The sequence below is a fragment of the Gordonia abscondita genome, assembly GCF_032711245.1.
In the GTDB taxonomy this organism is placed as follows: Bacteria; Actinomycetota; Actinomycetes; order Mycobacteriales; family Mycobacteriaceae; genus Gordonia.
Window position 1 is genome coordinate 2,313,298 of sequence record NZ_CP128986.1, and the last position, 13,357, is coordinate 2,326,654.

Genomic DNA, 13,357 nt, shown 5'->3' on the forward strand with positions numbered 1-13,357 from the left:
ACACCGCTCAGCGGTGGCATTATCGTCCCATGCGCTTCACGCCGGGAGACACCGAGAAGCTGCTGCTGTCGGTGGCCGGGATGGTGGCCCGTGACCGTCACGGCCGCGGAGTGCCGCTCAACCATCCCGAGACCGTCGCGCTGCTGTCGACGTGGGTCATCGAACGGGCCCGCGAAGGCGTCGGCGTAGTCGAACTCATGGAACAGGGACGTCGCGTGTTGACGCGTGAGGACGTGATGCCCGGCGTAGCCGAGATGCTCGACGACGTCCAGGTGGAGGCCACCTTCCCGGACGGCCGCAAGCTGGTCACCATCCACCATCCGATCGATTAGTGCCGCGCGTCGTCCTCGACGACGTACGCCACGAGAAGGGGGACGCCATGGCTTCGGCGCCACGCACTGACGGGCCGGGCGCGATCCGCGTCCGACCCGGTGTCATCGCGCTCAACGCCGATCGCGACGAGTCCGAGCGGATCGACCTCGTCGTCGTCAACACCGGCGACCGGCCCGTCCAGATCGGCTCACACCTGCACCTGCCGGACGCCAACGCCGCGCTCGACTTCGACCGTGCGGCCGCCGACGGATTCCGGCTCGATATCCCGTCTGGTACGTCAATCCGATTCGAACCGGGAGCATCGAAATCCGTCGCGGCCGTCGCGCTCCGCGGGCGACGACTGGTACCGGGAATAGCTCTGGGAAAGCGAGTGCGCTGATGGTGTCGATCGACCGTGAGACGTATGCGTCGCTGTACGGGCCGACCGTCGGCGACCAGGTGCGCTTGGCCGACACCGACCTGTGGATCGAGGTCGAACGCGACCACACGGTCGGCGGCGACGAGGCGGTCTTCGGTGGAGGTAAGTCGATCCGCGAATCCATGGGACAGTCGGCCGTGCCGCGCGACGTCGGACGCCGAACGAGCGGTCGGGATTCTCACGGTGTGGGTGCCCTCGACACCGTCATCACCAACGCCATCGTCCTCGACTGGTGGGGGATCGAACGCGCCGACGTCGGCATCCGTGACGGGCGGATCGTCGCTCTAGGACGGTCCGGGAACCCGGACATCGCCGACGGTGTCCACCCCGGCCTTGTCATCGGACCGTCCACCGACGTTATCTCCGGTGAAGGGAAGATCCTCACCGCCGGAGGCATCGACTCGCACGTGCACCTGCTGTCGCCGTCGCAGTGCCACGAAGCGCTCGCTACCGGTCTGACGACGCTCGTCGGCGGCGGGACCGGGCCGTCCGAAGGCTCCAAAGCGACGACGGTGACGCCCGGCCCGTGGCACCTGCGGCAGATGCACCGCGCGCTCGACGCGATCCCGGTCAACGTGCTGCTGTTAGGTAAAGGCAACACCGTGTCCGCCGACGGCCTCGCCGAACAGGCGCTCGGCGGAGCTGCCGGCTATAAGGTCCACGAGGACTGGGGGTCGACGCCCGCCGCGATCGACGCGGCGCTGCGCGCGGCCGACGACTGGGGTCTGCAAGTCGCGTTGCACTCGGACTCCCTCAACGAGGCGGGCTTCGTTGACTCGACGGTCGCCGCGATCGGCGGCCGCAGCATCCACGCGTTCCACGTCGAAGGCGCGGGCGGCGGTCACGCACCCGACATCCTCTCGATCGCCGGGCTGCCCAACGTCATCCCCGGGTCAACCAACCCGACGCTCCCGCACACCGTTAACACCGTCGCCGAGCACCTCGACATGCTGATGGTCTGCCACCACTTGAACCCCGCGGTACCCGAAGATCTGGCGTTCGCCGAATCCCGTATCCGGGCGACGACGATCGCAGCCGAGGACGTCCTCCACGATCTGGGCGCCCTGTCGATCACGTCGTCGGACGCGCAGGCGATGGGCCGCATCGGCGAGGTCATCACCCGCACTTGGCAGGTCGCGCACGTGATGAAGGCGCGACGCGGCGCATTGGGCTCTGGACCCGCCGACAATCTGCGCGCCCGCCGTTACATCGCCAAATACACGATCAATCCGGCGATCGCCCACGGTATCGACCATGAGGTCGGCTCGGTCGAGCCGGGCAAGCTCGCCGACCTCGCCCTGTGGGATCCGCGATTCTTCGGTGTCGTGCCGTCCCTCGTCATCAAAGGCGGCTCCATCGTGTGGGCGTCGCTCGGCGACCCGAACGCGTCGATCCCGACCCCGCAGCCCGTCCTGCAGCGGCCGACGTTCGGTGCCGCGATCGGCGCAGACCTATCGATGTCGTTCGTGTCGCCCGCCGCGCTCGACGATGGGCTCGCCGACCGGCTCGGTCTGCGTCGTCGACTCGCGGCGGTGCGACCGACCCGCACGATCGGCAAGGCGGACATGAAGGTCAATGATGCGCTGCCGACCATCGACATCCGCCCCGACACCTTCGAGATCGCCATCGACGGCGACCTGGTGACCCCCGCACCCGCATCAGAACTTCCGTTGGCGCAGCTCTACTCGATGTTCTGATGACCGCGCCGACACATCTCGCGATGCTCCTCGCCGACGCACGACTGCCGACCGGCGGGCACGCGTATTCGGCGGGCATGGAACCCGCTCTCACCGGCGGCATGCCGCCCGGCCAGGCACGTGACCTGCTGTGCGCGCGTGCCCGGACCACGTCGCGGGTGGAGGCAGGCACCGCGGTCGTCGCACGTCATCGGGTGCTACACGGCGAACCACTGCAGCCGGTGCAGGACGCGTGGGCCGCGCGGACTCCGTCACCGGCGGTGCGCGACGCGTCGACCGCCCAGGCACGCGGCTATCTGCGGCTCGCTCGCCGACTGTGGCCCGCCGCCGCCTTCGACGATCTTCCCGAAAGCCCTTGCCGCGCCGTCGTGCTCGGTGTGATCGCGGCAGCGGCAGTACTGCCTGCCGCCGACCTGGTCCGACTTGTCACCTACGACGAAGCGGCCACCGCGGCCGCGGCCCTGCTCAAACTCGATCCGCGGGACCCCGCCGAGACCACCGAGTGGATCATCGACGCGTGTGCCGCGGCCGAACCGGCAGTCGACGAGATCGCCGCCGTCACCGACCCGGCCGCCGTCCCGGCGTCCGGGGCTCCACACAGCGAGGAGTGGGCGCAGGCTCACGCCCGCCTTACCCAGAGGTTGTTCCGTGCCTGACCACACCCATGCTCACGCCGTCGCTTCAGACCGTGCCCTCCGACTCGGAATAGCCGGTCCCGTCGGCACCGGCAAGTCGTCGCTGATCGCGACAGTCTGCGCCTCGCTCGCCGACGAGCTCGCGATCGGCGTCATCACCAACGACATCTACACCGATGAGGACGCACGCTTCCTGCGGTCGGCGGGTGTCCTCGACCCCGACCGGATCCGCGCTGTCGAGACCGGCGCGTGCCCGCACACCGCGATCCGCGATGACGTCACCGCCAACCTCCTCGCAACCGAAGACCTCGAAGCCGAGTTCGCGCCGCTCGACCTGGTCCTCATCGAATCCGGCGGGGACAACCTGACCGCGACGTTCTCGCCGGCCCTGGTCGACGCCCAGATATTCGTCCTCGACGTCGCGGGCGGCGGCGACGTCGCCCGCAAGGGCGGGCCGGGCATCGGGCGCGCCGACCTCCTCGTCGTCAACAAGACCGACCTCGCGCCGCATGTCGGCGTCGACGTGCCGCAGATGGTGGCCGACGCGTCGACGGCGCGGGAGGGACGTCCGGTGCTCGCGCTGTCGCGCGCCGACGCCGGCTCGGTTGCCGCGCTGCGCGGCTGGGTACTCGACGTGCTCGCCTCGCACCGCAGCGGGTCGCACGAGCCGGTCGATCCGGGGCCGATGGCACCGCACTTTCACGCCGACGACGGGCACCCCGACGGCGGGTACGTCCACGCGCACGAGCATTGAGCACGGCGCGGCTCGCCGTTGACGCCGCCCCTGGGCGGGCCCGCGTCGACCTGTCGGCAGGCGCGGGCACGACTCTCGTTCCGCGCCTGATCGGCCGGACCTCCTCGACGGTGCGGGTCGCGCTCGTCGCGGGCGGTGCGCTGGTCCTGGGTGGCGACACGATCGGCCTCGACGTCCGAGTCGGTGCGGGCTGCACGCTCGACCTCACCGAGGTCGGCGGGACCGTCGCCTACGACGCGGACGGTGAAGCGTCGTTCTGGCGGACCAGCGTGGTCGTCGAAGCCGGTGCCACGCTGATCTGGCGGGGTCTGGAGACAGTCGTCGCCGACGGCGCGAACTTGCGTCGGCGGACGACGATCACGCTCGCCGACGGCGCCCGCGCGCTGGTCCGGGAGGTCTGTGTGCTCGGCCGGTCCGGCGAGCGCGGCGGACGGTTGCTCGTCGAGACCGAGGTGAGCATCGACGGCACGCCGTTGCTCGTCGAATCCGTCGACGTACGTGGTGATCAGCCGATGCCCGGTGTCCTCGGCCCGCACCGCGTCTTCGAGTCAATGCTGTTGGCGGGGGTTCGGCCGGGGGGCGTACCCGATGTGCACTCGATGCAATTGGCCGGCCGCGGTGCGCTCGCCCGATATCTCGGAGCATCGGTGCACGAGAGCCCGCTGGAACCGACCTGGAACACCTGGCGGGGACTACTGAATCAGGTGGAGTCATGATGCGCGAGAACACGATCCGCGAGGGCGCGGTGGACAGCGGGACGGTTCGTGACCCCGGCGGGCCGTGGGCGGTCGCCGTCATCGTGACACTGCATCTCGTCGGGTGGGGCCTACTGTTGGCGGCGGTCATCCCGTCCGGAATCACGTACGACTCGACGGGGCCGGCCGCACTCGCGGTCGGGGTGAGCGCCTATGCGCTCGGCCTGCGGCATGCGTTCGACGCCGACCACATCGCGGCTATCGACAACACGACGCGGCGGTTCGTCGACCGGGGCAAGCCCGCGTCGACGGTCGGGCTCTGGTTCTCGCTCGGCCATTCGAGCGTCGTGTTCCTGCTATGTCTGGCGCTCGTCGTCGGTCTCGGCGCTCTCGGACGGGCCGTCACCGACAACGATTCGAGCCTGCACGAGGTGACCGGTGTCTGGGGGCCGCTGGTGTCGTCGGTGTTCCTGCTGGTGATCGCGGCCGTCAACCTGCGTTCGCTCGGCTCGTCCGACAGCGCGCCGGGCGGCCTGGTGTGGCCGGTAGTACGAAGGTTCGAGCGGGCCGTCGATCGTCCGACGAGAATGTACGCGGTCGGCTTCGCTTTCGGTTTCGGATTCGACACGGCCACCGAGATCGGCCTGCTAGCGCTCGCCGGGTCGGCGACATTGGGTGCGGTGCCGTGGTGGGCGGTGCTCACTCTGCCCGCCCTGTTCGCGGCGGGCATGTCGCTGCTCGACACAGTGCAGGGCGCGGTGATGCGGCGCGCGTACTCGTTCTCTCCCGGCGGTCCGGGAACTTCGCTGATGTCATACCGCGCGTTGATGACGGGTGTGTCGGCTGCGGTCGCGTCGTTCATCGCGATCGTCCAACTGTCGTCGCTCGCCAACGAGCAGTGGGGGTGGGCCGGCCCGTTCGCGTGGCTCGGCGGCGCCGATCTGGAGCGGCTCGGCTTCGCGATGACCGGTTTCCTCCTGGCCGTCTGGGCTGCGGTGTCCGTCGTATCGCGCCGCCGCGCGATGTCGTAACACGCTCGACACCGAGGGTTTCCGCGACGCAACACGACCGCCCCGACGTAGTGACATCGGCCCCATACGTTCGACTCACCGATCGACATGACGGGCGAGTGGAGGACGAATGACAGACCAGTTGACGCGGGTTCGGAACGGGCCGGTCGCAGGTGGACACGAGCGGGCGGCGCTCAGTGAGACTCTCGAGGACTACACACTGCGGTTCGCGCCGCGCAGCTACCGCAAGTGGAGCACGGCGGTGGTCGCGACGTCGGCGCTCGGCGGCATCGCCTATCTCGCGGACTTCTCGATCGGCGCCAACATCGGTATCGCGCACGGCACCGGCAACGCGCTGTGGGGGATCGCGATGTTCGCCGCGGTCATCATCGCGACGGGCATCCCGCTCGCCGTCTACGCGGCCCGCTACAACCTCGACCTGGATCTGATCACCCGAGGGAGCGGGTTCGGCTATTACGGCAGTGTCGTCACGAATCTGATCTTCGCGTCGTTCACGTTCATCTTCTTCGCGCTCGAGGGGTCGATCATGGCGCAGGGGTTGGAGTTGGGGCTGGGGATACCGTTGCCTGTCGGGTATCTCGCGTCGACGCTGATCGTGCTGCCGCTGGTGATCTACGGCATGAAGGCGTTGGCGAAACTTCAGGTGTGGACGACGCCGTTGTGGTTGGTGATGATGGTGGGTCCGCTCGTCTACTTGCTCGTCGCGCACCCGAGTGCGGTGAGTGATTTCCTCGCGTTCGGTGGCGTCGATGAGAATGGTGCGCCCCGCGGTGAGGGCGTCAGCTGGGCCGGGATCATGTTGTGCGCGGGTGTCTGTCTGTCGTTGATCGCGCAGATCGCCGAACAGATCGACTACTTGCGGTTCATGCCGCCGCGTACCCCAGACAACTCGCGTCGCTGGTGGACTGCGGTCCTCATCGCGGGTCCGGGTTGGGTGCTGTTCGGTGCACTCAAGCAGATCGTCGGCCTGTTCCTCGCTGTGTACCTGATCGGGCACGTCGCCGACAGCGCGGGGGTCGCGAACCAGCCGGTTCACCAGTTCGTGATGGTCTACGAGGAGATGATGCCGCCGTGGCTGGCGATGGCGCTCGCTCTGATCCTCGTGGTGATCTCGCAGATCAAGATCAACGTGACCAACGCATACTCGGGTTCGCTCGCGTGGACCAACTCGTTCACTCGGGTCACCAAGACGTATCCGGGTCGGCTGGTGTTCGTCGTCGTCAACCTGGTGATCGCGCTGGTGCTGATGGAGTCCAACATGTTCAGCTTCCTCAACGAGCTGCTGAACTTCTACGCGAACTGCGGTATCGCCTGGATCGTCGTCGTCGCCACCGACATCGTCGTCAACAAATGGCTGTTGAAGATCTCGCCGATGGCGCCGGAGTTTCGCCGCGGAATGCTGTACGCCGTGAACCCGGTCGGTTTCGTGTCGGTCGCCGTCGCCGCGGGTGCGTCGATCGCGGTGTTCTTCGGAGCGTTCGGTGACTCCATCGCGCCGTACTCGCCTCTCGTCGCCGCGGCGCTAGCGCTTGTGCTGCCGCCGGTCCTCGCGATCGCCACTCGCGGCCGCTACTACCTGCGCCGCACCGACGACGGCATCGATCTCCCGATGTACGACGAGTACGGCAATCCGAGCGACGCGCGACTCCTCTGCTGTGTGACCGGCATCGAGTTCGAACGTCCCGACATGCTCGCCTCGGCAGTCCCCGCTGCCGACGGCTCGACGCAGTACATCTCGTCGCTTGCACTGGCCTGCGACAAGACGGGGGAGCACGTCCTGCCCGCCCAGAACTAGCAGGCGGGCGAGGATACGACGAGCCGTGTGACACCGTGGTCACGCGGCTCGTCGTGTGCGTCACCCTCGGCGCTGCGCGCGTGTGCACAGTGCCGGTCCGTCCCTCGTTCGGCACACCACCGATTTGGCTCAGGGCAGGGAATTCCCTACACTAGACCAGTTGCCTGGGTGAAGTGTGCCCCCGGGACCTACAACTTCATAGCTCGCGGGTGCCGGTGAAAAGCCAATGGCATCGGCGGGGGAGAACAATGCACAACTATCCACTTCGTGGAAGGCCCACCGGCGCATCGTGCGAGGAATCGCAGGTCACCGCTGTATGGGAACCGCTACGAGAAAGGTTGACGGTCAACCATGACCATGACTGACCCGATCGCAGACTTCCTGACACGTCTGCGCAACGCCAACTCGGCGTTCCACGACGAGGTGACCCTCCCGTCGTCGAAGATCAAGGTGAACATCGCTGAGATCCTCAAGCGCGAGGGCTACATCACCGACTTCAGCGTCCAAGACGCAGAGGTCGGCAAGAAGCTCGTCGTCACCCTGAAGTACGGCCCGAGCCGGGAGCGCAGCATCGCTGGTCTCCGCCGCGTCTCGAAGCCGGGCCTCCGGGTGTACGCGAAGTCCACCAACTTGCCCAAGGTTCTGGGCGGCCTCGGCGTGGCCATCATCTCCACGTCGTCCGGTCTGCTCACTGATCGCCAGGCAGCCAACCAGGGCGTGGGCGGCGAAGTCCTCGCCTTCGTCTGGTAGGGGAGCGTAAAAAAAATGTCGCGTATTGGTAAGAATCCCATCGCAATTCCGGCCGGCGTCGACGTCAACGTCGACGGCCAGGACGTGAAGGTCAAGGGCCCGAAGGGCGAACTGAACCTCACCGTCTCCGAGCCGATCGAGGTGACGAAGGAGGAAAACTCCATCGTCGTCACCCGTCCGAACGACGAGCGTCGTAGCCGTGCGCTGCACGGACTGAGCCGTACCCTCGTCAACAACCTGGTGATCGGCGTGACCGAGGGCTACACCACGAAGATGGAAATCTTCGGTGTCGGCTACCGCGTCCAGGCCAAGGGTAAGGACCTCGAGTTCGCCCTCGGCTACAGCCATCCCGTGCCGATCGAGGCACCCGAAGGCATCACCTTCGCCGTCGAGTCGCCCACCAAGTTCTCGGTCTCGGGCATCGACAAGCAGCTAGTCGGCCAGATCTCGGCGAACATCCGCCGTCTGCGTCGCCCCGACCCGTACAAGGGCAAGGGTGTGCGTTACGAGGGTGAGCAGATCCGCCGCAAGGTCGGAAAGACGGGTAAGTAGACATGTCTGAAACAACTCAAACGACCACCAAAGCACGCAAGCCCCTCGGCAAGGACGTTTCGACGCGTCGTCGCACCGCGACGAACCGTCGCCACTTCCGCTTGCGCAAGCACATCTCCGGCACGGCAGAGCGTCCGCGCCTGGCTGTCAAGCGCAGCAGCCGTCACATCCATGTGCAGGTCATCGACGATCTGACCGGTCGCACCCTGGCAGCAGCCAGCACCATCGAAGCTGACGTTCGCGCAGCCGGTGGCGACAAGTCGGCACAGGCCAGCAAGGTCGGCGAGCTCGTCGCCGCCCGCGCTAAGGCCGCAGGCATCGACGCTGTGGTCTTCGACCGCGGCGGCAAGGCGTACCACGGTCGCATCGCGGCATTGGCCGACGCCGCCCGCGAGGGAGGCCTGAAGTTCTGATGATGATCAACAAGACCAACACTGGAGGGGACATCTGATGCCCGGACGTCAGCGTGATGGCGGCAACGGACCCGCCGGAAACAGCAATAACACCAACAGCAACGAGCGTGGCCGCGGTCGCGGCGATCGTCGCGACAACCGCGGTGGACGTGACCGTGAAGAGCGGAACCAGCTCGAGCGGGTCGTCACGATCAACCGCGTGTCGAAGGTCGTCAAGGGTGGTCGACGCTTCAGCTTCACCGCTCTCGTCGTTGTCGGCGACGGCCAGGGCATGGTCGGCGTCGGATACGGCAAGGCCAAGGAAGTTCCCGCAGCAATCCAGAAGGGCGTCGAAGAGGCTCGCAAGAACTTCTTCCGCGTCCCGCTGATCGCAGGTACCGTCACTCACCCGGTTCAGGGTGAGGCGGCCGCCGGTGTGGTCATGCTGCGCCCGGCTAGCTCGGGTACCGGTGTGATCGCCGGTGGCGCGGTCCGCGCCGTCCTCGAGTGCGCAGGCGTCAGCGACGTGCTGGCGAAGAGCCTTGGCTCGGACAACGCGATCAACGTCGTTCACGCGACGGTCGCCGCCCTGAAGATGCTGCAGCAGCCCGAAGAGGTAGCTGCTCGTCGCGGACTGACCGTCGAAGAGGTCACCCCCGCCGGCATGCTGCGCGCACGCGCTGCCGCCGCAGCGAACAAGGGAGCATAAGCCATGGCTGAACTCAAGATCACCCAGATCAAGGGCACCATCGGTACCAAGAAGAACCAGCGTGACAGCCTGCGCACCCTTGGACTCAAGGGCATCCGCAAGACCGTCACCCGCGAGGACACGCCGATCAACCGCGGTCTCATCAACGTGGTGCGGCACCTCGTGACAGTCGAAGAGGTTTAAGTCATGACCATCAAGCTGCACCACCTTCGCCCCGCACCGGGCGCGAAGACCGAAAAGACCCGCGTGGGTCGCGGTGAGGGCTCGAAGGGTAAGACCGCGGGTCGCGGCACCAAGGGCACCAAGGCTCGTAAGAATGTGCCTGCCGGCTTCGAAGGCGGCCAGATGCCCATTCACATGCGCCTGCCGAAGCTCAAGGGCTTCACCAACCGCAACCGCGTGGAATACCAGGTCGTCAACGTCGGCGACATCGCCAAGCTGTTCCCGGAGGGGGGCGCCATCGGCGTCGCCGAGCTCGTGGCAGCGGGCGCCGTCCGCAAGAACCGTCTCGTCAAGGTTCTCGGCAACGGCGAGCTGAACGTCAAGGTCGATGTGACCGCTGACAAGTTCACCGGCTCCGCCAAAGAGAAGATTGCCGCCGCAGGCGGCACCGTCACCGAGCAGTAAGACTTGGTGCACATCTGATCACCCGGTCAGGCGAGCGAAAACCGGACACATCGTGTCTGCGACCCGCTCGCCTGACCGGCTGTGGTTGGACGACTGTTAGAGTTCGTAGGGGCATCCTGACGACGGGGTGCCCGGAATCTTTCGAGCGTGATCGCCGAGAATGCTGGCCAGCGGTCCGCATACTCAGGTGCTTATAGGAGGACTTGGTGCTTTCCCCCCTCGTGGCGACCTTCCGGACGCCCGACCTGAGGAAGAAGATCTTCTACGTCCTCGGAATCCTCGTCCTGTACCGTCTGGGCGCGACGATGCCGTCGCCGGGCGTGAACTTCAAAGAGATCGATCGATGCGTCGAAGCCGCCAGTCAGGGCGACTCCGGACAGATCTACTCGCTGATCAACATGTTCTCCGGTGGCGCGCTCCTGCAGCTATCGGTGTTCGCGATCGGCATCATGCCGTACATCACGGCCAGTATCATCGTTCAGCTGCTCACCGTTGTCATCCCGCGGTTCGAGCAGCTGCGTAAGGAAGGCCAGTCCGGCCAGACCAAGATGACGCAGTACACGCGTTACCTGACTCTGGCGCTCGCCCTCCTGCAGTCCACCGGCATCGTCGCACTCGCCGCCAGCGGCAACCTGCTGCCGACGACCGGAGCGGACTGTAACTCTCAGGAGATCATCTCCGACCGGTCGATCTTCGGCCTCATCATCATCGTGCTCGTCATGACCGCAGGCGCTTTGCTCGTCATGTGGTTCGGCGAGATCATCACCGAACGCGGCATCGGCAACGGCATGTCGATCCTGATCTTCGCTGGCATCGCGGCGCGACTCCCGTCCGAAGGCCGCACGATCCTGCAGTCGCGCGGCGGACTCGCGTTCGGCCTCGTGGTCGTCGCAGTCCTCATCATCCTCGTCGCCGTCGTGTTCATCGAGCAGGGCATGAGACGGATCCCCGTCCAGTACGCCAAGCGCATGGTGGGCCGCAAGATGTACGGCGGATCGTCGACCTACATGCCGATCAAGGTGAACACCGCAGGCGTCATCCCGGTGATCTTCGCGTCGTCGCTGCTGTACATCCCGCAGCTGATCCTGCAGATCACCAACCAGAACAGCACCGACGTCTCCGGCTGGCAGGTGTGGATGCAGGACAACCTGATCAACCCGTCCAGCTGGTTCCACATCGTGGTGTACTTCCTGCTGATCATGTTCTTCACGTACTTCTACGTGGCCGTCACGTTCAACCCTGAAGAACGCGCAGACGACATGAAGCGCTACGGCGGCTTCATCCCCGGCATCCGACCGGGACGTCCGACCGCCGAATACCTGGGCTATGTGCTCAACCGGATCACGCTGCCGGGCTCGCTGTACCTCGGCCTCATCTCGATCCTCCCGAACCTGTTCATGGACCTTGGTGGCAGCAGTGCGCAGAACATTCCGTTCGGCGGCACGGCGTTGCTGATCATCGTGGCCGTCGGCCTCGACACCATCAAGCAGGTGAACAGCCAGTTGATGCAACGCAAGTACGAAGGGTTCCTGAAATGAGACTCGTCATCCTCGGTCCTCCCGGAGCAGGCAAGGGCACGCAGGCAGAGCTGTTGTCGGAAGCGGTAGGCATTCCGCACATCTCCACCGGAGATCTCTTCCGGGCGAACATCTCGCAGGGCACGCCGATCGGTGTCGAGGCGAAGAAGTTCCTCGACGCGGGGAACCTCGTTCCACCGGAGATCACCATCAACATGGTGCGCGAACGCCTCGCTGAACCGGACGCCGCGAAGGGGTTCATTCTCGACGGCTTCCCGCGCTCCACCGAGCAGGCAGTCGCCCTCGAAGGCATCCTCGACGATCTCGGCACCAAGCTCGACGGCGTGCTGTCGTTCGAGGTGGACGCCGATGTCGTCGTCGAACGCATGCTGGCCCGTGGCCGCGCCGACGACACCGAAGACGTCATCCGCAACCGCATGGCGGTGTACGACGCCGAGACCGCGCCGCTGCTCGACCACTACGAGGGCTCAGTCAGGAGCATCGACGCCGTCGGTGAACTGGCCGAGGTCCACCAGCGCGTCATGTCGGCACTCGGCAAGGCCTGACCCGCGCCGTGGGATTCCGTAAACCCAAAGTCGTGCCATTCCGTACGGCGGGCGAACTCGACGCTATGGCTGCCGCAGGCGAGATCGTCGGAGCAGCTCTCGTAGCTGTTCGTGCGGCCGCGGGCGTCGGGGTCAGCACCCTCGATCTCGACGAGGTCGCCGAAACCGTGATCCGCGAGGCCGGGGCAGTCCCGTCGTTCAAGGGCTATCACGGTTTCCCTGGCTCGATCTGCACCTCGGTGAACGAGGTCGTCGTGCACGGAATCCCGTCGAAAGACGTCGTACTCGCCGAGGCCGATCTCGTCTCCATCGACTGCGGAGCGATCTACGACGGGTGGCATGGCGATTCGGCGTGGACGTTCGGTGTCGGTGATCTGTCGACTGACGATCATGAACTCAACGAGGCCACGCGCCTGTCGATGGAGGCCGGGATCGCGGCCATGATCCCCGGGGGACGGCTCACCGACGTGTCGGCGGCCATCGAGGCCGGGACGCGTGCTGCCGCGGCGAAGTTCGGTCGACATTTCGGTATCGTCGCAGGCTATGGCGGACACGGCATCGGTCGTGAGATGCACATGGAACCGTTCCTGCCCAACGAGGGAAAGGCCAATCGTGGCCCGCGCCTCGTGGTGGGTTCGACGCTCGCCATCGAGCCGATGCTCACCCTCGGCACCGAGGACACGACTGAACTCGACGATGGTTGGACGGTCGTCACTGATGACCGCACCCGCGCCTCACACTGGGAGCACACCGTCGCTGTGACCGAGGACGGTCCGCGAATCCTCACCGTCCGACCCGAGTGACCTGAGGCCGAAGTGACTTGAGGTCGGCCGACCTCCTGAGACATCCGATGATCGCGTCGCCGCACGAGACAAGTGCGACGACG

At 66.2% G+C, this 13,357-nt stretch carries 17 protein-coding genes; all 17 read left to right on the top strand.

The genetic code is table 11. The features are described 5' to 3' along the window. Positions 1-29: 29 nt before the first annotated feature. The 17 genes from MP11Mi_RS10780 to map all read left to right on the top strand — a co-directional run bounded on the left by MP11Mi_RS10780 (position 30) and on the right by map (position 13,274). Positions 30-332 carry an urease subunit gamma gene (locus MP11Mi_RS10780; protein WP_420038926.1) on the top strand — a complete coding sequence of 101 codons (303 nt, stop codon included), beginning with the start codon at positions 30-32 and terminating at the stop codon, positions 330-332. Positions 333-379: 47 nt separating this feature from the next. Continuing rightward, positions 380-712 (top strand): urease subunit beta, encoded by a 333-nt coding sequence (ureB, locus tag MP11Mi_RS10785; protein WP_420038927.1) that lies wholly within the window; start codon positions 380-382, stop codon positions 710-712. Further along, positions 712-2,448: an urease subunit alpha gene (locus MP11Mi_RS10790; RefSeq protein ID WP_420038928.1), complete on the top strand. Its 1,737-nt coding sequence runs from the start codon at positions 712-714 to the stop codon at positions 2,446-2,448. Before ureB ends, MP11Mi_RS10790 begins: the two co-directional genes overlap by 1 nt. Continuing rightward, positions 2,448-3,104 (top strand): urease accessory protein UreF, encoded by a 657-nt coding sequence (locus MP11Mi_RS10795; protein WP_420038929.1) that lies wholly within the window; start codon positions 2,448-2,450, stop codon positions 3,102-3,104. Before MP11Mi_RS10790 ends, MP11Mi_RS10795 begins: the two co-directional genes overlap by 1 nt. Next, a complete protein-coding gene (gene ureG, locus MP11Mi_RS10800; protein WP_420038930.1) occupies positions 3,097-3,837 on the top strand; it encodes an urease accessory protein UreG in 741 nt (246 codons plus the stop codon). The genes MP11Mi_RS10795 and ureG overlap by 8 nt, the downstream gene beginning before the upstream one ends. Beyond that, positions 3,834-4,553, top strand: coding sequence for an urease accessory protein UreD (locus tag MP11Mi_RS10805; protein WP_420038931.1), 720 nt, complete (start codon positions 3,834-3,836; stop codon positions 4,551-4,553). Before ureG ends, MP11Mi_RS10805 begins: the two co-directional genes overlap by 4 nt. Beyond that, on the top strand, positions 4,550-5,563 hold the full coding sequence (locus MP11Mi_RS10810) for a HoxN/HupN/NixA family nickel/cobalt transporter (RefSeq protein ID WP_420038932.1): 1,014 nt from the start codon (positions 4,550-4,552) through the stop codon (positions 5,561-5,563). The genes MP11Mi_RS10805 and MP11Mi_RS10810 overlap by 4 nt, the downstream gene beginning before the upstream one ends. 109 nt (positions 5,564-5,672) lie before the next feature. Continuing rightward, positions 5,673-7,358, top strand: coding sequence for a purine-cytosine permease family protein (locus MP11Mi_RS10815; protein WP_420038933.1), 1,686 nt, complete (start codon positions 5,673-5,675; stop codon positions 7,356-7,358). A gap of 351 nt (positions 7,359-7,709) precedes the next feature. Then, on the top strand, positions 7,710-8,108 hold the full coding sequence (gene rpsH, locus MP11Mi_RS10820; protein ID WP_420038934.1) for a 30S ribosomal protein S8: 399 nt from the start codon (positions 7,710-7,712) through the stop codon (positions 8,106-8,108). A 15-nt stretch (positions 8,109-8,123) separates the two neighbouring features. Then, positions 8,124-8,660: a 50S ribosomal protein L6 gene (rplF, locus tag MP11Mi_RS10825; protein WP_420038935.1), complete on the top strand. Its 537-nt coding sequence runs from the start codon at positions 8,124-8,126 to the stop codon at positions 8,658-8,660. Positions 8,661-8,662: 2 nt separating this feature from the next. Continuing rightward, a complete protein-coding gene (gene rplR / locus MP11Mi_RS10830; RefSeq protein WP_420038936.1) occupies positions 8,663-9,073 on the top strand; it encodes a 50S ribosomal protein L18 in 411 nt (136 codons plus the stop codon). A 37-nt stretch (positions 9,074-9,110) separates the two neighbouring features. Further along, positions 9,111-9,761, top strand: coding sequence for a 30S ribosomal protein S5 (rpsE, locus tag MP11Mi_RS10835; RefSeq protein ID WP_236996244.1), 651 nt, complete (start codon positions 9,111-9,113; stop codon positions 9,759-9,761). Between the two features lie 3 nt (positions 9,762-9,764). Further along, on the top strand, positions 9,765-9,944 hold the full coding sequence (gene rpmD / locus MP11Mi_RS10840; RefSeq protein WP_161897451.1) for a 50S ribosomal protein L30: 180 nt from the start codon (positions 9,765-9,767) through the stop codon (positions 9,942-9,944). A gap of 3 nt (positions 9,945-9,947) precedes the next feature. Beyond that, positions 9,948-10,388: a 50S ribosomal protein L15 gene (rplO, locus tag MP11Mi_RS10845; protein ID WP_420038937.1), complete on the top strand. Its 441-nt coding sequence runs from the start codon at positions 9,948-9,950 to the stop codon at positions 10,386-10,388. A gap of 206 nt (positions 10,389-10,594) precedes the next feature. Further along, positions 10,595-11,926 (top strand): preprotein translocase subunit SecY, encoded by a 1,332-nt coding sequence (gene secY / locus MP11Mi_RS10850; RefSeq protein WP_420038938.1) that lies wholly within the window; start codon positions 10,595-10,597, stop codon positions 11,924-11,926. Continuing rightward, positions 11,923-12,471, top strand: coding sequence for an adenylate kinase (locus MP11Mi_RS10855; protein WP_420038939.1), 549 nt, complete (start codon positions 11,923-11,925; stop codon positions 12,469-12,471). The genes secY and MP11Mi_RS10855 overlap by 4 nt, the downstream gene beginning before the upstream one ends. A gap of 8 nt (positions 12,472-12,479) precedes the next feature. Next, the gene (gene map / locus MP11Mi_RS10860) at positions 12,480-13,274 is read left to right on the top strand and encodes a type I methionyl aminopeptidase (protein ID WP_420038940.1); all 795 of its coding nucleotides are present in this window, start codon (positions 12,480-12,482) and stop codon (positions 13,272-13,274) included. The last annotated feature ends 83 nt before the right edge of the window (positions 13,275-13,357 follow it).

Excerpts from the sequence above, each read along its gene's own strand:
- rpmD (WP_161897451.1), top strand. The coding sequence starts at position 9,765 with ATGGCTGAACTCAAGATCACCCAGATCAAGGGCACCATCGGTACCAAG.
- rplO (WP_420038937.1), top strand. The coding sequence starts at position 9,948 with ATGACCATCAAGCTGCACCACCTTCGCCCCGCACCGGGCGCGAAGACC.
- MP11Mi_RS10815 (WP_420038933.1), top strand. The coding sequence starts at position 5,673 with ATGACAGACCAGTTGACGCGGGTTCGGAACGGGCCGGTCGCAGGTGGA.
- rpsH (WP_420038934.1), top strand. The coding sequence starts at position 7,710 with ATGACCATGACTGACCCGATCGCAGACTTCCTGACACGTCTGCGCAAC.
- MP11Mi_RS10795 (WP_420038929.1), top strand. The coding sequence starts at position 2,448 with ATGACCGCGCCGACACATCTCGCGATGCTCCTCGCCGACGCACGACTG.
- rplR (WP_420038936.1), top strand. The coding sequence starts at position 8,663 with ATGTCTGAAACAACTCAAACGACCACCAAAGCACGCAAGCCCCTCGGC.
- MP11Mi_RS10790 (WP_420038928.1), top strand. The coding sequence starts at position 712 with ATGGTGTCGATCGACCGTGAGACGTATGCGTCGCTGTACGGGCCGACC.
- ureB (WP_420038927.1), top strand. The coding sequence starts at position 380 with ATGGCTTCGGCGCCACGCACTGACGGGCCGGGCGCGATCCGCGTCCGA.
- MP11Mi_RS10855 (WP_420038939.1), top strand. The coding sequence starts at position 11,923 with ATGAGACTCGTCATCCTCGGTCCTCCCGGAGCAGGCAAGGGCACGCAG.
- MP11Mi_RS10780 (WP_420038926.1), top strand. The coding sequence starts at position 30 with ATGCGCTTCACGCCGGGAGACACCGAGAAGCTGCTGCTGTCGGTGGCC.
- rplF (WP_420038935.1), top strand. The coding sequence starts at position 8,124 with ATGTCGCGTATTGGTAAGAATCCCATCGCAATTCCGGCCGGCGTCGAC.
- rpsE (WP_236996244.1), top strand. The coding sequence starts at position 9,111 with ATGCCCGGACGTCAGCGTGATGGCGGCAACGGACCCGCCGGAAACAGC.
- MP11Mi_RS10810 (WP_420038932.1), top strand. The coding sequence starts at position 4,550 with ATGATGCGCGAGAACACGATCCGCGAGGGCGCGGTGGACAGCGGGACG.